This is a genomic window from Blastococcus sp. SYSU DS0533 (genome assembly GCF_054050775.1).
In genome coordinates this window covers 31,033-51,040 of record NZ_JBJGZZ010000009.1, presented here as the reverse complement: position 1 = coordinate 51,040, position 20,008 = coordinate 31,033, and the positions used below count along the sequence as shown (strand labels likewise).

General features: G+C 74.5%; 19 protein-coding genes and 1 pseudogene. 14 read left to right on the top strand and 6 right to left on the bottom strand.

The annotated features are described in order from the left end of the window. Positions 1-22: 22 nt before the first annotated feature. The 3 genes from ACI79W_RS12435 to ACI79W_RS12425 are packed head-to-tail and all read right to left on the bottom strand — an operon-like array spanning position 23 to position 2,046. The gene (locus ACI79W_RS12435; protein WP_456562393.1) at positions 23-958 is read right to left on the bottom strand and encodes an alpha/beta fold hydrolase; all 936 of its coding nucleotides are present in this window, start codon (positions 956-958) and stop codon (positions 23-25) included. 49 nt (positions 959-1,007) lie between these two features. After that, positions 1,008-1,580 carry an LOG family protein gene (locus ACI79W_RS12430; RefSeq protein ID WP_456562392.1) on the bottom strand — a complete coding sequence of 191 codons (573 nt, stop codon included), beginning with the start codon at positions 1,578-1,580 and terminating at the stop codon, positions 1,008-1,010. 7 nt (positions 1,581-1,587) lie between these two features. Next, positions 1,588-2,046 (bottom strand): MaoC family dehydratase, encoded by a 459-nt coding sequence (locus tag ACI79W_RS12425; RefSeq protein ID WP_456562391.1) that lies wholly within the window; start codon positions 2,044-2,046, stop codon positions 1,588-1,590. Positions 2,047-2,190: 144 nt separating this feature from the next. On the opposite strand from ACI79W_RS12425, the gene ACI79W_RS12420 reads away from it, so the two are divergent. The 4 genes from ACI79W_RS12420 (at position 2,191) to ACI79W_RS12405 (ending at position 4,662) form a co-directional block, all read left to right on the top strand. After that, positions 2,191-2,685, top strand: coding sequence for an NUDIX domain-containing protein (locus ACI79W_RS12420; RefSeq protein WP_456562390.1), 495 nt, complete (start codon positions 2,191-2,193; stop codon positions 2,683-2,685). Positions 2,686-2,694: 9 nt separating this feature from the next. Then, entirely contained in the window at positions 2,695-3,585 is an 891-nt protein-coding gene (locus tag ACI79W_RS12415) for a 1,4-dihydroxy-2-naphthoyl-CoA synthase (RefSeq protein ID WP_456562389.1), read from the top strand. Positions 3,586-3,599: 14 nt separating this feature from the next. Beyond that, positions 3,600-3,932 (top strand): hypothetical protein, encoded by a 333-nt coding sequence (locus ACI79W_RS12410; RefSeq protein WP_456562388.1) that lies wholly within the window; start codon positions 3,600-3,602, stop codon positions 3,930-3,932. Between the two features lie 136 nt (positions 3,933-4,068). After that, entirely contained in the window at positions 4,069-4,662 is a 594-nt protein-coding gene (locus tag ACI79W_RS12405) for a TetR-like C-terminal domain-containing protein (RefSeq protein ID WP_456562387.1), read from the top strand. Between the two features lie 23 nt (positions 4,663-4,685). Here ACI79W_RS12405 and ACI79W_RS12400 read toward each other — a convergent pair whose 3' ends face one another. Beyond that, on the bottom strand, positions 4,686-5,216 hold the full coding sequence (locus ACI79W_RS12400; RefSeq protein ID WP_456562386.1) for a TetR/AcrR family transcriptional regulator: 531 nt from the start codon (positions 5,214-5,216) through the stop codon (positions 4,686-4,688). Between the two features lie 237 nt (positions 5,217-5,453). On the opposite strand from ACI79W_RS12400, the gene ACI79W_RS12395 reads away from it, so the two are divergent. Then, positions 5,454-6,575 (top strand): NDMA-dependent alcohol dehydrogenase, encoded by a 1,122-nt coding sequence (locus ACI79W_RS12395; RefSeq protein WP_456562385.1) that lies wholly within the window; start codon positions 5,454-5,456, stop codon positions 6,573-6,575. 38 nt (positions 6,576-6,613) lie between these two features. Further along, positions 6,614-7,291 (top strand): HAD family hydrolase, encoded by a 678-nt coding sequence (locus ACI79W_RS12390; protein WP_456562384.1) that lies wholly within the window; start codon positions 6,614-6,616, stop codon positions 7,289-7,291. Between the two features lie 297 nt (positions 7,292-7,588). On the opposite strand, the gene ACI79W_RS12385 is transcribed toward ACI79W_RS12390, so the two are convergent. Both ACI79W_RS12385 and ACI79W_RS12380 read right to left on the bottom strand, forming a co-directional pair. Further along, positions 7,589-8,428, bottom strand: a complete 840-nt coding sequence (locus ACI79W_RS12385; protein ID WP_456562383.1) for a glycerophosphodiester phosphodiesterase — start codon at positions 8,426-8,428, stop codon at positions 7,589-7,591. Positions 8,429-8,613: 185 nt separating this feature from the next. Next, positions 8,614-9,579 carry a glucosyl-3-phosphoglycerate synthase gene (locus ACI79W_RS12380; RefSeq protein WP_456562382.1) on the bottom strand — a complete coding sequence of 322 codons (966 nt, stop codon included), beginning with the start codon at positions 9,577-9,579 and terminating at the stop codon, positions 8,614-8,616. A 177-nt stretch (positions 9,580-9,756) separates the two neighbouring features. On the opposite strand from ACI79W_RS12380, the gene ACI79W_RS12375 reads away from it, so the two are divergent. The 8 genes and pseudogenes from ACI79W_RS12375 to ACI79W_RS12340 all read left to right on the top strand — a co-directional run bounded on the left by ACI79W_RS12375 (position 9,757) and on the right by ACI79W_RS12340 (position 19,948). Continuing rightward, positions 9,757-10,014: a hypothetical protein gene (locus tag ACI79W_RS12375; protein WP_456562381.1), complete on the top strand. Its 258-nt coding sequence runs from the start codon at positions 9,757-9,759 to the stop codon at positions 10,012-10,014. A 40-nt stretch (positions 10,015-10,054) separates the two neighbouring features. Further along, the gene (locus ACI79W_RS12370) at positions 10,055-10,678 is read left to right on the top strand and encodes an SGNH/GDSL hydrolase family protein (RefSeq protein ID WP_456562380.1); all 624 of its coding nucleotides are present in this window, start codon (positions 10,055-10,057) and stop codon (positions 10,676-10,678) included. A 64-nt stretch (positions 10,679-10,742) separates the two neighbouring features. Continuing rightward, complete coding sequence (locus tag ACI79W_RS12365) at positions 10,743-10,982, top strand: hypothetical protein (RefSeq protein ID WP_456562379.1); 240 nt, start codon at positions 10,743-10,745, stop codon at positions 10,980-10,982. A gap of 216 nt (positions 10,983-11,198) precedes the next feature. Continuing rightward, a pseudogene (fdh, locus tag ACI79W_RS12360) lies at positions 11,199-14,489 on the top strand (formate dehydrogenase). A 130-nt stretch (positions 14,490-14,619) separates the two neighbouring features. Then, on the top strand, positions 14,620-15,681 hold the full coding sequence (locus tag ACI79W_RS12355) for a 4Fe-4S dicluster domain-containing protein (RefSeq protein WP_456562378.1): 1,062 nt from the start codon (positions 14,620-14,622) through the stop codon (positions 15,679-15,681). Between the two features lies 1 nt (position 15,682). Continuing rightward, a complete protein-coding gene (gene nrfD, locus ACI79W_RS12350) occupies positions 15,683-16,729 on the top strand; it encodes an NrfD/PsrC family molybdoenzyme membrane anchor subunit (protein ID WP_456562377.1) in 1,047 nt (348 codons plus the stop codon). Between the two features lie 138 nt (positions 16,730-16,867). Beyond that, positions 16,868-17,677 (top strand): NADase-type glycan-binding domain-containing protein, encoded by an 810-nt coding sequence (locus ACI79W_RS12345; RefSeq protein ID WP_456562376.1) that lies wholly within the window; start codon positions 16,868-16,870, stop codon positions 17,675-17,677. Between the two features lie 135 nt (positions 17,678-17,812). Beyond that, positions 17,813-19,948 (top strand): acyltransferase family protein, encoded by a 2,136-nt coding sequence (locus tag ACI79W_RS12340; protein WP_456562375.1) that lies wholly within the window; start codon positions 17,813-17,815, stop codon positions 19,946-19,948. The last annotated feature ends 60 nt before the right edge of the window (positions 19,949-20,008 follow it).

Below are 20,008 nucleotides of genomic sequence, written 5' to 3'. Positions count from 1 at the left end.
GACGCTAGGTGAGGCGCCCCGATCAGCGCGCGACCGGGCGCGGGACGCCGTCCCAGTTCTGGGCGAGCAACCGGCGCCAGCTGTCCAGGTCGTGGTCGGCCGGCTCGGTGGTGGCGACGAAGTCCAGCAGCACGTCGCAGAAGCGGTCGGGCTCGTCGAGGTGCGGCCAGTGGCCCGCGTCCTCGAACACCTCGACCCGCGCCGAGGGAACGGCGGTGCGCACCGTCTCGGCGTGCTGGGCCGGGACGATCGGGTCGCGGCCACCCCAGACCACCAGCATGGGCACGGAGTCGGCGAGGTACAGCCGGTCCAGGGCGGTCACCGCCTGCCCCCGGACGTCGACCACCCCGCGCAGGGTCCGCAGGAACGCCCGCCGGGCCTCGACGTCGTGCAGGGCGAGCAGGGCGTCGACGGCCTCGGCGAGGTCACCGACCTGCCGCCACCCGGCGGCGCGGCCGAGGCTCTCGACCACCCGCAGGCCGCCGCGCAGCGGCCCGGAGACGCCGGCGAGCGCGCTCACCACGAGTTCGGCCCCGGGGAGCGTGGCCGCCCGCAGGCCCGCGGAGAGCTCGGGCCCCAGCCCGCCGCTGCCCACGAGCGCCAGCCGCTGGCACCGCTCGGGGAACTGGTAGGCGAACTGCAGGGCGATGCCGCCGCCGAGCGAGTGCCCGACCACGGTGGCCTGCTCGACGTCGAGCACGGAGAGCAGGTCGCGCATGCCGTTGGCGTACGCCGCGATGGAGTAGTCGCCCCGCGGCTTGTCGGAGTCGCCGTGACCGAGCAGGTCGGGCGCGATGACGGTGTGCGCCTCGGCGAGGCGGTCGATCACGCCGGCCCAGGTCTGGCAGGTGTTCCCGATCCCGTGGAGCAGCAGCAGCGGCGGGCCCTCCCCGGCGAGGAGGAAGGCCCGCTTGTGCCCGTGGACGATCCGCGACCGGCGGACCTGGCGGGGAGCCACGGGCCCAGTGCACCACGGGCCGTGTTGCCCCCGGGTTACGGCTGCGCCCTCAGGACGACGAGGGCGCCGTCCACTTCCGCGGCGGGTGCACGTATCCCTCGACGAAGCGCAGCAGACCGGTGGCGTCGTCCACCACGCCGAGCGCGTCCAGCCGCGCCGCGTCGAGGTAGCCGTCGTCGACCATGCGGCGCAGCTGGGCCAGCAGCGGCTGCCAGAAGCCGCCGACGTCCAGCAGCGCCGCCGGCTTGGCGTGCAGTCCGAGCATGCCCCACGTCCAGGCCTCGAAGAGCTCCTCGAGGGTGCCCGCGGCGCCGGGGAGGGCGACGAACCCGTCGGCGAGGTCGGCCATCAGCGCCTTGCGCTCGTGCATGGTCGCCACCACCTCGAGGCGGGGCAGGCCGGCGTGGGCGAGCTCGTCGTCGACGAGGTGCTGCGGGATGACGCCCACGACCTCACCGCCGGCGGCGAGGGCGGCGTCGGCGACGACCCCCATCATCCCGACGCGGCCGCCGCCGTAGACGATGCCGACGCCGGCCTGCGCGAGCCCGGTGGCGAAGGCCTCGGCGGCTTCCGCGTGGGCCGGCGGTCCGGCGTGCGACCCGGTGAAGACGGCGATGCGCACCCGACGTTCAGCCGCCGTAGTAGCGGAAGACCGGCTCGGCGATGCAGACCGGCTTGTCGCCGCCCTCGCGCTCGATCACCGCACCCAGCGTCACCTGCAGGCCGCCGGTGACCTCCTCCACCGACTTCAGGGTCGCCGTCAGCCGGACGCGGGAGCCCACCGGCACGGGGGAGGGGAAGCGCACCTTGTTCAGGCCGTAGTTCACGCCCATCACCGTGTCGGTCACGGCGAGGACCTGCGACGAGAGGGAGGCCAGCAGCGACAGCGTGAGGTAGCCGTGCGCGATCGGGCCGCCGAAGGGGCTCTCCTTCTGCGCGCGCTCGACGTCGACGTGGATCCACTGGTGGTCACCGGTCGCCTCGGCGAACTGGTTCACGTGCTCCTGGGTGACCTCGTGCCAGTCGCTGGTGCCGAGCTCGGTGCCGGTCAGCCCCTGCAGCTCGGCCATGGTCGTGGTGGTGCTCATCGGTGTGCGCTCCTCCGTCGGGCGTGGGTGCCTCCACGCAACGTAGTCCGAGCTCCCCCGGGGTACTCGTCGGTCCCGCCCGGTCCTGCGGGCCTCGCGCCGCCTGGTCCGGCGCGGCGGCGCGCGACCGGGTTCACTGGCGGGGTGCTCTCCTCGACCGACGGCTGGACCGTCTGCGACCAGGGGCACCGCCACTGGGGGCGGGCCGGGGCGGCCGGCCTGCTGATCCACCGCGACGGCCCCGACGGCGTCGAGCTGCTGCTCCAGCACCGGGCGTGGTGGTCCCACCACGGGGGCACGTGGGGCACCCCCGGCGGCGCACTGCACGCGGGGGAGGCCCCGGCCGACGGCGCCCTGCGGGAGGTGCGGGAGGAGCTGGGGCTCACCGCGGCCGACGTCGTCCTGGGTGCGCAGTCGGTGGACGACCACGGCGGCTGGGCCTACACGACCGTGCTGGCCCGGCCGGTGCGCTCGTTCGAGGCGGTGGACCTCCGGCTGGACGGCGAGAGCGACGGCGTGGCCTGGGTGCCGCTGGCGGGGCTGGCCGCGGTCGCGCTGCACCCCGGCCTGGCCGCGTCGCTGGACCGGTTGCGGCCGCTGCTCCGGGACGGCGCTGCTCCGCCACGGGCCGCGGGTTAGGTTCGGCGCATGAGCGCCCGCGACGACGTCTCCGAGATCTTCGACAGCTCCGCCTGGGCGCCGGTCGAGGGCTTCGACTTCGCCGACATCACCTACCACCGCGCCGTGGACGCCGGTGTCGTCCGCATCGCCTTCGACCGCCCCGAGGTGCGCAACGCCTTCCGGCCGCAGACCGTCGACGAGCTGATCACCGCGCTCGAGCACGCCCGGCTGTCCACCGACGTCGGCTGCGTGCTCCTCACCGGCAACGGCCCGAGCCCGAAGGACGGCGGCTGGGCGTTCTGCTCCGGCGGCGACCAGCGGGTGCGGGGACGGTACGGCTACGAGCACGAGAAGGGGCGCTCGAGCGGCCGGCTGCACGTCCTGGAGGCCCAGCGGCTGATCCGCTTCATGCCGAAGGTGGTCATCTGCGTGGTCCCCGGCTGGGCGGCCGGCGGCGGGCACAGCCTGCACGTGGTCAGCGACCTGACCCTCGCCAGCGCGGAGCACGCCCGGTTCAAGCAGACCGACGCCGACGTCGGCAGCTTCGACGGCGGTTTCGGCTCGGCGTACCTGGCGCGGCAGGTCGGCCAGAAGTTCGCGCGCGAGATCTTCTTCCTCGGCGAGGAGTACACCGCCGCCGACGCCCACGCCATGGGCATGGTCAACCGCGTCGTCCCCCACGCGGAGCTCGAGGCGACCGCGCTGGACTGGGGCCGGAAGATCGTGGCGAAGTCGCCGACCGCCCAGCGGATGCTCAAGTACTCGTTCAACCTGATCGACGACGGCCTGGTCGGCCAGCAGCTCTTCGCCGGGGAGACCACCCGGCTGGCCTACATGGGCGAGGAGGCCGTCGAGGGCCGGGACGCCTTCCTCGAGAAGCGCGACCCCGATTTCACCCGATTCCCCTGGCACGTCTGACCGAGGAGGACCGCATGATCGTCGAGATCGTCACGGGTGCCGACGAGCGCCCCGAGGCACGGGTGGTCGACGTCGAGGACCTGGCCACCCTGCACCTGGCGCTGGGCGTCGTCACCGACGAGGAGGCGGCCGAGGCGCTGGAGCGGTCGGGCCTGGGCCGGCTGCAGGACGCCGAGTCCGCGGTCCTGGACGTGGCCGCCCTCCGGGCCGCCGCGGAGCCCCGGGCGACGGCACCGGACTGGACGACGCGGTGGGACGGGATGATCGCCGGCGCGCGGGCGCAGGGGTCGCTCTCCGACGACGGCGCGCAGCTCCGGGTGCACGTCGAGAGCGCCGCAGGCGCCTGACCGGCTCGGACGGGGGGAGTCAACGCCCGTTGCGCGGCGAGTTATCCGCACCTCAGATGATCGAGATCGTTGTGGTGGCCCCGACGAGGGTTCAGGATGTCCCGGTGCACATGACCAGTGGTGACGGGATCATGCTGTGAGCGGGACGCCGGGACGTCCGCTGAGCGCGGAGCTGTCCGAGCAACTGCTCGCCGTGGCCGTCGACATCCTGGCCGACGAGGGCTGGGGCCGCCTGAACAGCGACCGCATCGCGGCCCGTGCCCGCGCGGGCAAGGCTGGCATCTACCGCCGGTGGCCGTCCATGTCGGCGCTGGCCCGGGCAGCGGTGAACCGGTTCGAGCTGGTGGTGCTGCCCGAGGACGCCGGATCGCTGCGCGCCGACCTGCTGGGCCTGATCACCGAGCGCTGGACCCGGCCGCTGGACCGGGAGGAGCGCGCGGTCGCCAGCCTCGTCGGGGCGGCCCGTCACGACGAGGAGCTGCGGGCGGGGCTCGACGAGGCGCTCGTCCAGCCGCTGGCCGCCGCCGTCCAGACGCTCGGCGAGCGGGCCCAGCAGCGCGGGGAGCCCGTGCGCCTGGAGCGGCTGCGGCTGCTGGCCTCGGTGCTCGAGGCCTTCTGGTGGCAGCGCTACCGGATGGCCGAGCCGCTGACGGTCGACCAGGTCGAGTTCGTCGCCGACGAGGTGCTCCTGCCGCTGCTCCGGCCGGTCGGCGAGACCGTCGCCGTCTGAGCGGTCCGAGGGGCCGGCCGGGTTCAGCAGGCCTGGCTCGCCGGCTGCGGGCCGGCGGCGGCGCGGAGCCGCCGCAGCAGCAGCGCCCGGATCGCCGAGAGCCACGTGGCAGCCGTGAGCGCGGCCGTCGTGCCCGGGTCCTCCGGCACGAGGCCGTCGTGGGCGGAATCCGGGTGGGTCCAGGCCTCGGTCAGGGCCTCGGCGAGCAGCCGTTCGCACTCGTCCACCAGGTGGCGCTCGTGCGCACGCAGGGCGTCCGAGTCGACGATGAGCCGCAGGTGGTGCCGGTGCTCGGCGTCCTGCAGGGCCTCGGCCCGGTCGCGCACGAACCCGCCGAGGTAGCCGATCAGGGCCGACAGCGGGCACTCGGTGGAGGGCCGGTGCCGCACCGCGTCGGCCGGGCCGGTCGCCCACGGGGTGCGGCCGTCGAAGAAGAGCTCCTCCTCGGTGGAGAAGTGGTTGAACACCGTCTGGACGGCGACGTCGGCCACGCGGGCGACGTCGGCGACGGTGACCGCGTCGTACCCGTGCTCGGCGAACAGTCCGTGGGCCACCGCGCGCACGTGCGCCCGCGCCTTTTCCCGCGCACGCCGGTCGGTCTCCTCACCCGCAGTCCCAGCTCAGGTACGGGGGGTCGTGTTCGCCCGGGGGACCGACCGGCCGGTACGTCCGGCGGGTGGCCTCCGGGGGTGTGCGCCAGGCGCGCGGGACCGACCAGGCACGATGACCGCGGGCGGACCCGGCCGGAGGCCCCGGGTGCCCGGACGACGACTGCGAGGAGGAGCCGCCCGGTGCGGACGAGAGCTGCGGTGCTGCGCGAGGCCGGAACCGAGTACGAGGTCGTCGACCTGGAGGTGCTCGACCCCGGCCCCGGCGAGGTGCTGGTCGAGATGGCCTACGCCGGCCTGTGCCACTCCGACGAGCACCTGCGGCACGCCAACCCCGGCGGGCGCTACCCGATCGTCGGCGGCCACGAGGGCTCGGGCGTCGTGCAGGCCGTGGGGGCCGGTGTCACCGGCGTGGCCCCCGGCGACCACGTCGTCACGAGCTTCCTGCCGGCCTGCGGGCACTGCCGCTTCTGCGCGTCGGGCCGCTCGAACCTGTGCGACAAGGGCGCGACCATCGCCACCGGCCAGCTGCCCACCGGCACCTTCCCCTACCGCCTGGACGGCGAGCCGCTGGGCGGGTTCTGCATGATCGGCGCGTTCGCGCGGCATACCCTGCTCAGCGAGTTCTCCTGCGTGAAGATCGACCCCTGGCTGCCGCTGGACACCGCGGCCCTGGTGGCCTGCAGCGTGCCGACCGGGTGGGGGTCGGCGGTGTACTCCGGTGGCGTCCGGCCCGGTGACACCGTGGTCGTCGTCGGCCTCGGCGGCGTGGGCGTGAACGCCGTGCAGGGCGCGGTGCACGCCGGCGCCATGCACGTCATCGGCGTCGACCCGGTGGCCATGAAGCGGGAGTTCGCCGAGTCGCTGGGCGCCACCCGCACGGTCGCCGACGCCGGTGAGGCGGTCGCGCTCGCGCGTGAGCTGTCCCGGGGCACCGGCGCCGACGTCGTCGTCGTGACGGTGGGGAAGATGACCGGTGAGGTGTTCAAGGCGGCCTCGGCCTGCCTCGGCAAGGGCGGCACCCTGGTGCTGACCGCGCTCGCCGATCGGCCCGAGGAGGGGCGGGCGACGCTGAACGGGCAGGTCACCACCGTGTTCGAGCACCGGGTGCAGGGCTCGATGTTCGGCTCCTGCAACCCGTTCACCGACATCCCCCGGCTGCTGCGGCTGCACGAGGAGGGCCGGCTGGAGCTCGACCGGCTGATCACCCGCCGCTACACCCTCGACGAGGTGAACCAGGGCTACCGCGACCAGGCCGCCGGCGAGACGGTGCGCGGCCTGCTCGTCCACGCAGACGGCGTCTAGTGCACTAACCGCCGCCCTGGTGGGGCACTGGTCGGCGCATGGGTGACCTCCGCATCGCCGTCCTCGACGTCGACGGCACGCTCGTCGACACCAACTACCAGCACGCGCTCGCCTGGTACCGGGCCTTCCGGTCGCTGGGCGAGACCTACCCGGTCTGGCGCATCCACCGGCTGATCGGCATGGGTGGTGACCGCCTGCCGGCCGCACTCGGCGGGGACGACGTCGAGGCGCGCATCGGTGAGGAGGCGCGCGGCCGCTGGGTGGCGGAGTTCGACCGGCTCATCGACGAGGTGGCGCCGCTGCCCGGGGCCCGCCACCTGCTCACCGCGTTGGGCGACCGCGGTCACCGCGTGGTGCTGGCCAGCTCCGGCAAGGCCAAGCACGTCGACCACTTCCTCGACCTGCTGGGCGCCCGGGACCTCGCGGAGGCGTGGACGACCAGCGAGGACGTCGAGTCGAGCAAGCCGGCACCCGATCTGCTGCAGGTGGCGCTGCAGAAGCTGGGCGAGCCGGTGGACGCCCCCAGCGTCGTCGTGGGGGACTCGGTCTTCGACGTCGAGGCGGCGGCGAACGCCGGGATGCCCGCGCTCGTGGTGCGCTCCGGCGGGTTCGGCGACGACGAGCTGCGCGGAGCCGGCGCGGTCGACGTCTTCGACACCCCGGGTGACCTCGCCGCGGCGCTGGACCGGCTGGACCTCTCCGCCAGCCCGGCCTGACGTCCTGCAGGACCTTCCGGGGTCGGTCCCATCCGCTCCTCCCCGTCGGGGCCTGGGGCCACTCGGCACGTAGCGCTCTGCCCCGCCCGGGTGGGCAGAGCGCTACGTGCCTGGGGTGGGCCCACCCACCGGCCGGCTCACCTGCTGCGGTACGGCCCGGCGGGGTGGTCTCCCTAGGCAGTACGGCTCTGCCCCGCCCGGGTGGGCAGAGCGCTACGTGCCCGGGATGCACTCACCCACCGGCCGGCGCAGGTGCCGCGGCGCCGGCACGGCAGCGGGGGTGTGGTCGGCGACGCGCTACGCCGCGGGTGTCGTCCCGCGGCCCAGCCGGCGGAGCGCCTCCTCCGGCCGGTCGGTGATGAGCGCGTCGACCCCGCGCCCGATCAGGAAGTCGATGTCGGCGGCTTCGTTCGCCGTCCACACGTGCACCTCCTTGCCCGCGGCGTGCGCCTCCGCCACGAACCCCGGATCGGCCCGGACGAGCGCCACCCCGGGGCCGACCGCGCTGATCGAGCCCGCCAGCAGCTCGGTGCGCACCGCGCGCAGCCGCTTGCCGATCAGCTGCACGGTCGGGACGCCGGGAGCCAGCGCGTGGAGGCGGCGCACCGCGAGCTGGGAGAAGCTCATCACCCGGAACGCCGGCTTCCCGCCCCACAGCGCCGGCCGGTCGGCCCGCAGCAGCCCGTAGCGGCGCAGCGACCGCACCAGCTCCTGCTCCACCCGGCTCGCGTGCCGGGTGGGGTGCTTGGTCTCGATGGCCAGCCGGACGGTCCCGGGGGTGGCGGTCACGTGCTCGAGCAACCGGTCGAGCGTCAGCACCCGGCCGTCCTCGACGTCCGGCTCGTCCGAGACGGCGGTGATCGTGTCGTCCGCCCACCGGTCCCACCGGCCGCGCCGGGCACCGAACCGGAACTGCTCCAGCTCGGCGAGGTGCAGGGCGGAGACGACGCCACGGCCGTTCGAGGTGGTCCGGACGCGGCGGTCGTGGACGCAGACGAGCACGCCGTCGCGCGTCATCCGCACGTCGCACTCCACGGCGTCCGCTCCCAGGACGGTGGCGTTCCGGTACGCGGCCAGGGTGTGCTCGGGCGCCTCCGCGGTCGCCCCGCGGTGGGCGACGACCTCCGGGCCGGTCACCGGCGTGGACGGCGTGATCGGTCCTGCGGCACGCGACGATCCTCCCCGCCCGGGGCGAGCGCGGCGACCGAACGCGCCGCGGCTCGGCCGCGCTGCGCTGCCGACCTGGCCGTGCGCCGCGAGGTGGGCAGCCACCCGCCAGGTCGAGGGGTCGCGCGGGAGCAGGCGGACGGGGACGGGCGAGGTCAGACGGCGAGGCGGGCCCGGTACTCGGCGACGGTGATCATCGGCGGGCGCTCGTCGACGGCGACGGCGCTGCTGCGGGGCAAGAATCCGCGGCCGTCGTGCCGGAACTGGGTGAGCAGCCCGCTGGCCTCGCGCGCGCCCGAGGCCCGGGAGAGCACCGTGGCGACCACCTGGCCGGCCATCTCGCCCAGCGCCTCCACGTCCTGCGAGGTGTGCCGGCGCGTGCCGAGGTCGACCTGGGCCAGCGAGGAGAGCCCACCGAGGCGCAGCAGGTCGACGAGCAGACCCACCTCCACCCCGTAGGCCGAGACGAACGGCACCTGCTCCAGCACCGAGCGGCGGCCGGCGTACTCGCCGCCGAGGGGCTGCACGATGCCGGCCAGCTCCGGCCACAGCGCGTTGAGCAGCGGCCGCGCCGTGAGCTCGGTGACCCGGCCCCCGCCCGCGGGCACCACCGTGTCGCCGACCTCCAGCGGCCGGGTGTAGCAGCCCTTGACGTAGGCGACCTGCGGATCGGCGAGCAGCGGCGCGAGCAGGCCGGGCACGTAGTGGGCGACGTCGCCGAGCAGGTCGGCGTCGAGGAAGACGACGAGGTCGCCGGTGGTGGCGGCGAGCGACTTCCACAACGCCTCACCCTTGCCGCGGCGGGAGCCAACGGCGGGCAGCACCTCGGTGGTGGCGACGACCTCGGCACCGGCCGCCCGGGCGACGGCGGCGGTGGCGTCCGTGCTGTCGGAGTCGACGACGAGGAGCTCGTCGACCAGCGGCACACCGCGCACCCAGTGCGCGGCCAGGTCGGCCACCAGACGGCCGACGTTCGCCTCCTCGTCGCGGGCGGGGAGCACGACGCTGACCCGGTGCCCGCCGCGGCGCTTGGCGCGCAGCAACGACTCCACGTCGACCTCGTCGAGGGACCGGGCGGTCGACGTGCGGTCGGCGAACCAGGCGCGGGCATCGGGTCTCACGCACCCACTGTCCGGCAGGCGCGGAACGCACACCAGACGATCGTGCGGCTGTTCACCGGCGCGTCACGGAACCGTTCCCCGCGGCCGGGGCGGGTGGTCAGGCGGTGGCGACGGCGGCGGCCAGGCCGGGCGGGGCGCCGGGTCGCGGGCCGGGCGGACCTGCCCCACCATGCGGGCATGACCACCGGTCACCGGCCCGCACCGCACGTGGGGGGCGCGGATCGGCGGCGGGTGGCGCTGCTGCTCGAGACCGCCGACGTCCTCGCCGAGCGGGCCGCCCGCACCGCCGACACCGCCCAGGCCCAGGTGCTGCTGCGCCGCTCGGCGCAGCGCCGGGCGCAGGCGGAGCGCCTGGCGTCGGCCGGCCTGCTCCCACCGGACGGGCGCCGGGGCAGCGGGCCACCGCCGCCGACGAGAAGCAGCGCGTCGAACTGACCTCCGCGGCGGGGCGCGGCGGCGTACGGTTCCCGCCGTGGTGGGCGGGCTTCCTCCGGCGCCGCGCTGGGCGTGGGTCGTCATGGTGCTCGGGGTGCTCGCGGTCGCCGCCCTGGCGTTCCTGCTCGCGAACCGGCCGCCCCCGCCGGGGTTCACCGCTCCCGCGGCGGCCGGGCCCGGCGCGGAGGAGAGCACCGCCGCCGCGGCTCCGCTGCGGGTGCTCGTCGTCGGTGACGGCAGCACCGTCGCGCCCGAGGGCGTCGTCGCGTGGCCGCAGCTGGTCGCCGAGCAGATCTCCGCCGGCGGCACCCGCCCGGTCGAGCTGACCGTCGCCGCGGCCGACGGCAGCGGCTACCTCGTCGCCCCGCCCGGCGGCCAGACCTTCCCGCAGCTCGCCGAGGGCGCGGGCGGCGACTGGGACGTCGTCATCCTCTCCGGCTCGCACGACGACAACGCGGCGTTCCCCGACGTGCAGGCGGCCGCCCAGCAGACGATCGAGGCGGTCCGGGCCGCGTCGCCGGAGGCCGCGCTGCTGGCGATCGGGCCGGCGTGGCCGGAGATCCCCGCGCCCGGCTACGTGCAGACCGACCGCGACGCCGTCGCCGCGGCCGCGGCGGCGACCGGGACGGCACTGGTCGAGCCGCTGGTGCCGGCGGGTGGCTGAGCGGCGCGGAGCCGCCGTCGGCGGGAGGGGCCGCCCGGCGCCCGGACGCGGCTACCGTGGCGGGATGCTCCGCTGGTCCTGCGCCCTCGCCGCCGGGGCGGTCGTCTCCGGGTTCGCCGCCCTCCTGGTCACCGGCGAGTACCGCAACGAGGGGCCGGTGCTGCTCACGCTGGTCGGCACCCACGGCGTGCACGCCGGCGACCTGTTCGTCCTCGCGGGGTGGGCGGTCGCCGTGCTCGCGCTGGTCGTGCTGGCGGCGGCGCCCGCCCGGACCGCATACGCGGAGGAGCGCTCCCGCGGCTGACGCCGTCCTGTGGATCGCTTGCCGATCGCTGCGCACGACCCTGCAGTCGGCCGCGCACGGTGGCTCCTGCCGCGGCTGGAGCCGCCACCCCGGCAGGTGCAGGGGAGGCAGGGACGTGAGCGGCGCGAGCGGCACCGTGGCCCGCCAGACGCCGCCCACCCCGGTCGCGGGCCTGTCGCCGCGCCGTGCGTGGCACCGGGTGGCAGAGTGACACCCGTGAAGACCTGGCTCGACAGCTGGCCGGTGTACCGCCAGCTCACCGGCTCCGACCCGCTGGGCCGTGGCAAGGCCGCGCGCAGCAAGGCCACCGAGGCCACCGTGTCGCGCACCGCCACGGCCGACAAGGTCGTGAAGAGCGTCTGCCCGTACTGCGCCGTCGGCTGCGCGCAGAACGTGTACGTGAAGGACGAGAAGATCGTCCAGATCGAGGGCGACCCCGACTCGCCGATCAACCGCGGCCGGCTGTGCCCCAAGGGCTCGGCGAGCAAGCAGCTGGTCACCAGCCCGACCCGCGTCACCACGGTCAAGTACCGCCGTCCGTTCGGGACGGAGTGGGAGGACCTGGAGCTCGGCACGGCGATGGAGATGATCGCCGACCGCGTCCTGGAGGCCCGGCGCAAGGGCTGGCAGGAGGAGGACGGCGGCAAGCGCGTCAACCGCACCATGGGGATAGCGAGCCTCGGAGGGGCGACCCTCGACAACGAGGAGAACTACCTCATGAAGAAGCTCTACAGCGCCCTGGGCGCGATCCAGATCGAGAACCAGGCGCGCATATAGCACTCCGCGACGGTGCCCGGTCTGGGCGCCTCGTTCGGTCGTGGCGGTGCCACGAACACCCAGCAGGACCTCGCGAATGCCGACTGCATCGTCATCGAGGGCTCCAACATGGCCGAGTGCCACCCGGTGGGCTTCCAGTGGGTGGGTGAGGCCAAGGCGCGCGGCGCCAAGGTGATCCACATCGACCCGCGGTTCACCCGGACCAGCGCGATCGCCGACCTGCACGTGCCGCTGCGCATGGGCACCGACATCGCGTTCCTCGGCGGCCTCATCAACTACGTGCTGACCCACGAGCTGTACTTCAAGGAGTACGTCGCCGCCTACACGAACGCCGCGGCGATCGTCGGTGCCGAGTTCGTCGACTCCGAGGACCTCGACGGCCTGTTCTCCGGCTACGACCCGGAGACCGGCACCTACGACGAGGACAGCTGGCAGTACGAGCCGGAGGATCTGCCGCAGTCCGACGCGGACGACCCGGCCGAGGCGGCCGAGCAGGACCGCACCGAGGAGGACCCGAGCGTCAAGAGGGCCGACCGCGCTCAGGCGGCCGGCAGCGGTGGCCCGCCGATCCCGTCGAAGCCCAAGCGCGACGAGACGCTGCAGCACCCGCGCTCGGTGTTCCAGATCCTCAAGCGGCATTACGCCCGCTACACCCCGGAGATGGTGGCCGAGGTCTGCGGGGTCGAGCCCGCCGTCTTCGAGCAGGTCGCGAAGTGGGTGACCGAGAACAGCAACCGCGAGCGGACGACGGCGTGGGTGTACTCGGTGGGCTGGACGCAGCACAGCGTGGGGGCGCAGTACATCCGCACCTGCTCGATCCTGCAGCTGCTCCTGGGCAACATGGGTCGCCCGGGCGGCGGCATCCTGGCGCTGCGCGGGCACGCCAGCATCCAGGGCTCCACCGACGTCCCGACGCTGTACAACCTGCTGCCCGGCTACCTGCCGATGCCGCACGCCCTGCAGCACGGCACGCTCGAGGAGTACGTGGCCGACGCCGCCGGCAAGGCAGGCTTCTGGGGCAACAAGCGGTCCTACATGGTCAGCCTGCTCAAGGCCTGGTGGGGTGACGCGGCGACGCCGGAGAACGACTTCGCCTTCGACTACCTCCCCAAGATCAACGGCGACCACAGCTCCTACCGGACGATCGCCGACATGATCCAGGGCAAGGTCTCCGGCTACTTCCTGGTCGGGGAGAACCCCTCGGTCGGGCACCCGAACGGCCGGATGAACCGCTTCGGCCTGGCCAACCTGGACTGGCTGGTCGTCCGCGACCTGCAGATGATCGAGTCGGCGACCTTCTGGAAGGAGGGCCCGGAGCACGAGACCGGCGAGCTGTCGCCGGACACGATCGCCACCGAGGTCTTCTTCATGCCGGCCGCCACGCACGTGGAGAAGGAAGGCACCTTCACCCAGACCCAGCGGGTGCTGCAGTGGCGGCACAAGGCGGTCGAGCCGCCGAACGAGGCCCGCAGCGACCTGTGGTTCTACTTCCACCTCGGCCGGATCCTGCGCGAGCGGCTGAAGGACTCCACGGATCCCCGCGACCGGCCGCTGCTCGACCTCACCTGGGACTACCCGACCCACGGTCCCGAGGACGAGCCCGACGCCGACGCGGTGCTGCGCGAGATCAACGGCTACGGCCCCGACGGGCGGCTGCTCGACTCCTACCTGGAGATGAAGGACGACGGCTCCACGAGCGGCGGTTGCTGGATCTACAGCGGCGTGTACGCCGACGGCGTCAACCAGGCCGCGCGGCGGAAGCCGGGCAGCGAGCAGGGCCCGGCCGCTCTGGAGTGGGGTTGGGCCTGGCCGCTGAACCGGCGCATCCTCTACAACCGCGCCTCGGCCGACCCGGACGGCAAGCCGTGGAGCGAGCGCAAGAAGTACGTGTGGTGGGACGAGGCCGCCGGTGAGTGGACCGGCCTGGACGTGCCCGACTTCGAGAAGAAGAAGCGGCCCGACTACGTGCCGCCGCACGGCGCCCGGGCGCAGGACGCGCTGGCCGGCACCGACCCGTTCGTCATGCAGGGCGACGGGAAGGGCTGGCTGTACGCGCCGGCGGGGCTGGTCGACGGCCCGCTGCCGACGCACTACGAGCCGGTGGAGTCCGTCGTCGAGAACCCGCTGTACAAACAGCAGGCCAACCCGACGGTCGAGCGGATCCCCGGCCCGTGGAACCGGGAGAACCCCTCGCGCAGCGAGGTCTTCCCGTTCCAGGTGACCACCTACCGGCTGACCGAGCACCACACGGCCGGTGGCATGAGCCGCACGCTGCCCTACCTCGCCGAGCTGCAGCCGGAGTTCTTCGTCGAGGTGAGCCCCGAGCTCGCCCGGCTGCGCGGGCTGACCCACGGCGGGTTCGCCACGCTGGTCAGCGCCCGGACGGCGATTGAGGCGAAAGTGCTGGTGACCGAGCGGATGCGGCCCATCCGGCTGCGCGACGGCCAGGTGGTGCACCAGATCGGCATGCCGTACCACTGGTCCTACAGCGGCATCTCCACCGGCGACTCGGCCAACGACCTGCTCGGGATCGCGCTCGACGCCAACACCCACATCCAGGAGGACAAGGTCAGCACCGCCGACATCGTCGCCGGGCGGCGGCCGCGGGGGGCCGACCTGATCGAGTTCGTCGAGTCCTACCGCCGTCGGGCCGGGGTGGAGTCGGGGAAGGTCGGCGTCAACGGCCGCGACCCGGTGGCGGCCCAGGCCGGCGAGGGGTCCACGGCGTGACCGCCGCCGGGATCAGGTCCCCTGATCGTCGAGCGTCCTCCCTCGGGGCGTGCGGTGAGGGTGGACGCGCTGCGGTGAGTGAGGACGTCGCCGGTCGGCGTCGGCACGACCACGAGAGGAGGGGAGCGAGATGACGATCAGCTCGGCGAGCCCGGCCTTCACCGGCCGCGACCCGGAGAACCGGCTGTTCGGCCCGCTGCCCGACGTCACCGCCGAGGCAGGCTACGAGGAGCAGCACCCCAAGCGGGTCGGCTTCTTCACCGACACCTCGGTCTGCATCGGCTGCAAGGCCTGCGAGGTGGCGTGCAAGGAGTGGAACACGCTCCCGATGGACGACTCCCACGGCGTCCGCGACGCCCTGGGCATGTCGGGCATGTCCTACGACAACACCGGTCAGCTGGGAGCCAACTCCTGGCGGCACGTGGCGTTCATCGAGCAGAGCCGCGCCGTCGACCTGCCGATGCCCACCTTCGGGCGCCCCGGTGACGACCGCGCCGGCAGCGGCCCCTCGCCCGCGGTGGCCGGGGACGACGTCAGCCTGGCCAACGCCCAGCAGAGCGTGCTCAACGCCGAGGCGCTCAGCGAGTACGACCCGCAGACCGGGCAGAGCGGCGCGGACAAGCAGATCCGCTGGCTGATGAGCTCCGACGTCTGCAAGCACTGCACGCACGCCGGCTGCCTCGACGTCTGCCCCACGGGGGCGCTGTTCCGCACCGAGTACGGCACGGTGGTCGTGCAGGGCGACATCTGCAACGGCTGCGGCTACTGCGTGGCCGCCTGCCCCTACGGCGTCATCGACCAGCGCAAGGACGACGGCCGGGTCTTCAAGTGCACGATGTGCTACGACCGGCTGACCGACGGGTTGCAGCCGGCGTGCGCGACCGCGTGCCCGACGCAGTCGATCCAGTTCGGCGACCTCGACGAGCTCCAGGAGCGGGCGGACGCCCGGCTGGCGACGCTCAAGGCGCAGGGCGTGGAGACGGCGCGGCTGTACGGGCGGGACGAGAACGACGGCGTCGGTGGCGACGGCGCGTTCTTCCTGCTGCTCGACGAGCCCGAGGTGTACGGCCTGCCGCCCGACCCGGTCGTGACGACGCGGGACCTGCCGGCGATGTGGAAGGCAGCCGGCAAGGCTGCGGCGATGATGATCGGGGTCGCGGTCACCGCCGTCCTCGGCTCGCGGAGGCGCTGACATGACCGGCGGTATCACCAGCCCGGGCGCCGGGTGGCGCCAGGCCGACCAGGGCCCGGCGGTGCAGCAGCGCACGGGCCGGAAGCGGCGCCACCGCGGCCGCGGGCGCCACCGCGGCGAGGTCCCGATGGTGGACGACGTCGAGTTCACCTCGTACTACGGCCGGCAGATCGTGAAGACGCCGGTGTGGAAGACCCCGGACGTGCCGCTGTACCTGTTCCTCGGTGGGGCGGCCGGGTCGTCGTCGATCCTCGCCGCGATCGCCGACCTGACCGACCGGCCGAAGCTGACGCGCGTCGGCCGGTACACCGCCGGCGCGGGCTCGCTCCTGTCGGTGGTCGCGCTCGTGCACGACCTCGGGCGGCCGGAGCGGTTCCTGCACATGCTGCGGGTGCTCAAGCCGACCTCGCCGCTGTCGGTGGGCACCTACATCCTGTCGCCGTTCAGCGCGGCGGCCGCGGGGACGGCGGCGGTGGAGCTGCTGGGCTGGTTCCCGCGGCTCAAGCGCTTCGGCGGGGTGGTGGCCGCGGTGTTCGGCGGGCCGCTGGCCACCTACACCGGTGTGCTGCTGGCCAACACCGCCGTCCCGTCGTGGCACGCGGCCCACAAGGAGCTGCCCTACGTCTTCGGCGGCTCGGCGATGGCCGCCGGCGGCGGCATCTCCATGATCTTCGTGCCGGTCGACGAGGCCGGGCCCGCACGCAAGATGGCGGTCGCCGGTGCGGCGATCGAGCTCGCCGTGGTGCACAAGGTGGAGAACGACCACGGCATCGAGAGCGAGCCCTACCACGAGGGCCGGCCCGGGAGGCTGATGCAGGCGGCCAAGACGTGCACCGCCGCGGGCGCCGGGTTGACCGTCCTGGCCGGGCGCACCCGCGTCGGGGCCATCGCGTCGGGAACGCTGCTCGCGGCCGGGTCGCTGCTCACCCGCTTCGGGGTGTTCGAGGCCGGCATCGCCAGCACCAAGGACCCGAAGTACGTCGTCATCCCGCAGCGCGAGCGGCTGGCCGCCCGGCAGCAGGAGCACGCCGACACGACCACCCGCTGACCCGGGGAGCGGCCGGGGGAGCGCTTATCGTGACCCCGGGCGCCCGGCGGACGCGGCGCTGATCATGCGGTGGGTGCACGCGACGGCGGGCACCTCTGGGGGTGGCGGGACCTGCTTCACGACGACGGCGAGGCCCCCGTGGCCCCTGCACCTGCCGATCCGCCGCCGCCCTCGGGCACCGCGCCGGTCACCCCGCTGCCGAGCGTCGGCCCGCAGGCGTGGCTCGCGGAGGCGGTCGGCAACTTGCCGGCCGCACCGGAGACCGCGCCACTGCCCGGGCCGCCGCCTCCGCCGCTGGTCACCGCGCGCCGGCGGAAGCCACCGCTGGGGTTGGTCGTGGCCGGCGTGCTGGCCCTGGCGCTCGCGGTGGCGGGCGGCCTCGCGGCGGCCGGCCTCTCCGGCGCGCCGGCCGGGGGCGGGGCGGGTGCCACGGAGGAGGCCGCTGACGGTGGCGGGACGGCCGTGGCGGGGGCCGGAGCCGCCCCCGCGCTGCAGCCGGTGTCGGTGCGGGCGACCTGCCAGGCGCCGCCGAGCGCCGACTCGCTCGGCAACACGACCACCTACGGGCCCGAGCTCACCCTGGACGCCGTGGGCGCCACGGCCTGGCGCTGCCCGGGCGTCGCCGTGGGGCAGCAGCTCGTCTACGACTTCGGGGCGCCGGTCACGGTGACCTCGGTGGGGTTGGTGCCGGGCTACGCGAAGGTGGACTCGGCCGACGGGACCGACCGCTTCCTGGAGAACCGGACGGTCACCGAGGTGACCTGGCGGTTCGACGACGGTTCGGCGCACCGCCAGTCGATCGCCTCGCCAAGCCCCGCGGCGGCCGACCTCGAGCTCCCCGGCGGCGTGCGCACCCGCCAGGTGGTGCTGGAGATCGCGGGTACCGGCAACGACACCGCCGTCCGCGACTTCACCGCGATCAGCGACGTGCGCTTCGCCGGGTACTGATCCACGGGACCACCGGGCCGGTGACCTGCGCGCGCAGCGCCGGCGGCGTGGCGCACGGCCGGAAACCCACCCGGGCAGGGGAACCGCGCGGTCGGGTGACCTCAGGAGCGCACCGGCGCCAGTACGTTCGTGCCCATGACCGGGACCGACCAGAGGACGACCCGGACGACGCCGCGGCCCCCCGGCGGTCCGCTGGGCTTCCGCGCCGACATCCAGGGGCTGCGCGCCGTCGCGGTGGCGCTGGTCGTCGCCGACCACGTCCTCGGCTGGCCGCACGGCGGGTTCGTCGGCGTCGACGTCTTCTTCGTCATCTCCGGGTACCTGATCACCTCGCTGCTCCTCCGCGAGCTCGCGTCGAGCGGCACCGTCTCCTTCCGCGACTTCTACCTCCGGCGCGCCAAGCGGATCCTCCCCGCCGCCATGGTCGTGCTCGCGGTGACGGTGGCCGCCGGATACGTCCTCTTCTTCCTGCCACGGGCCAACCAGACCGCGCTGGACGCGCTCGCCGCGGCGCTGTTCGTCGAGAACTGGCACCTGGTGGCGGTCGGGGCCGACTACCTGCAGGCCCAGGGCCCGGTGTCGCCGGTGCAGCACTACTGGTCGCTGTCGATCGAGGAGCAGTTCTACGCGCTCTGGCCGCTGCTCCTCTTCGCCGGGTTCCGGGTGCTCCACCTCCGCCGCCGGCCGGGGCGGCTGGTGTGGTTCATCAGCGCGGGCATCGCCGTCTCGCTGGCGTGGGCGGCCTACCGGACGAGCACCGCGCCCACGGCCGCCTACTTCGACACCCTGGCGCGCGCCGGCGAGCTGCTGATCGGGGCGCTCGTCGCCGTGCTCGCCGGGCGGGTGGTCCTCGTCGACCGGCTCCGCCCGTGGCTGGCGCTGGGCGGGCTCGCGGTGATCCTCGGTTCCGCCGTCGTCATCTCGCCGTCATCGGCGTTCCCGTTCCCGTGGGTGCTGGCGCCGGTTCTCGGGACGGCGCTGGTGCTGCTGGCCGACCCGCCCGCCTCCCCGGCCACCGCCGTGCTGACCAACCCGGTGGCGCAGTCGATCGGCCGGTGGTCGTACTCGATCTACCTGTGGCACTTCCCCCTGGTGGTGTTCGGGTTCGCCACCTTCGGCAGCTCCCTCCCGGTGCAGCTGGCGCTCCTGGCGCTCACGGTGCTGCTCTCCGCCGCCACCTACCGGTGGGTCGAGCGGCCCGTCCTGGGGCTGCGCTCCCGCCCCCGCTACGTCTCGGGGTGGGAGCGGCGCCGCGGCACGGGGGTCCTGCTGCCCGTCACCGTGGCCGGCGTGCTGCTCGTCCTGGCCGCGGGGCAGTTCTGGGGCCCGGCGTGGGTGCGGGGCGCCGGGACTGCCGGCGCGGACACCGCGACCGCCGCGGGGGAGCGGCCCACCGCCGCCGAGCTCGCGGAGCAGGTGGAGGCCGCCCTCTCCGCCGACTCGTGGCCGGCCGACCTCACCCCCTCCCTCGACGGGCTGGGCCCCGCCCAGCAGGCCGAGGAGATGCTCACCGAGGCCCCGGGCTGCCGGAACACGGTGACCGCGGGCGGCGACCCGCTGGTCTGCCAGGACGGGCCCGCGGACGCCGAGCGGACGGCGCTCCTGGTCGGGGACTCGGTCGCGATGAGCTGGGGGCCGACGGTCGACGCGCTGTTCGAGGGCGACGACTGGCAGGTGCTCGCGCTCGGGTACGCCTCCTGCCCGTTCATCGACGTCGCCGTCGCCCCGCCGGCCGAGCCGCCCGGCTTCCCGGAGGACTGCGCGGCCGCGCGCGAGCGCACGCTGGAGTTCATCGAGGAGACGGCGCCCGACGTGCTGGTCCTCTCTGCCGGGCAGGGCTACTTCGGGAACTTCGTCAGCGGCGCGGTCGACGACGACGCCGTCGACGAGTGGAGGGACGGTCTGGAGTCCACCCTCGAAGCGGTGCAGCCGTTCGTCGACTCCGTGGTGGTCCTGGGCAACCCGCCGCTGGGCGCCGACCCCCGCGCATGCGGTGGCCGCCTGGGCGGCCCGGACGACTGCGTCCGGCGGATCAGCCGCGGTTTCCTGGACAAGACCGAGGCCGAGCAGGCCGCCGTCGAGGCGCTGCAGTCGGCCGGCGCCGACGTGACCTACGTGGACACCCGCGAGCTGTTCTGCGCGGACGGCCGCTGCCCCGCCTTCGCCGGCTCGGTGCTGCTGCGCACGGACGAGACCCACCTGACCGCGGCCGCCGCCGACATGGTCGCGGCCGCCGTCCGGGAGATGGTCCCGGAGGGGATCCGGTCCTGATCGCCGTGGTGGGCTGCCTGTCGGTCCGGGCCGCCCTGCCCACCTGACCGGTAGGGCCGC